General features: G+C 63.0%; 1 protein-coding gene. It reads right to left on the bottom strand.

Annotation, left to right across the window (positions count from 1 at the left end; genetic code table 11):
• Nucleotides 1–559 (bottom strand): hypothetical protein (locus tag I6F47_RS20495; protein ID WP_269435565.1); only part of this gene is annotated, 559 nt, incomplete at both ends.

Here is a 559-nt window from a genome sequence, read left to right as displayed (position 1 = left end):
CCCTTGTGGGACACGCAGCGCACCTTGATGTACTTGCCAACAGGAAACACCACGCCCCAGTTCCGGAGGGCGCTCTTGGCCGCGTTCTGCAGGTCGTACCAGAAGGCTTTGGTGGCAGGGTGGCGAGCGCGCCAGGCGAGTTTGCACGCCTCGCTGGCGAGCCATTCGGTTTCGCTGATCTCCAGCGACTCCAATTGCGGGCGGCCCCACTTGTTCAGGTTTTCGTGAGCTTTGGCGATCAGCGCGGGGGACACCTGTTCCTGCAGAGTGCCCCAGTAGTCGGCCATGCGGACGTTGTAGGCCGCCGCGAACTTCTGGTAGCCAGACACACCGCCCATGTACCCGCTGGCGAGGTCTGAAACTTTCCCTAGCGAGTCGCGGATGTACTTGGGCACCTCCATGGCCGGCACGCCGGTGATGATGGAGGCGGTAACCTTATATAAATCGGGCCCACGGCCAGCGTCGTACTCCCGGAACGCCTGCAGCTTCCATTCTTCCCCGGCCACCCACGCGAGCATGCGGCCCTCGATGTTGGACAAGTCCGCCACCACCAGCTTCT

This window comes from Pseudoalteromonas sp. NZS37 (assembly GCF_015864265.1).
Lineage (GTDB): Bacteria > Pseudomonadota > Gammaproteobacteria > Enterobacterales > Alteromonadaceae > Pseudoalteromonas > Pseudoalteromonas arctica.
Note: the sequence above shows the minus strand (reverse complement) of the source record. Positions and strands in the feature narration are given on the sequence as shown.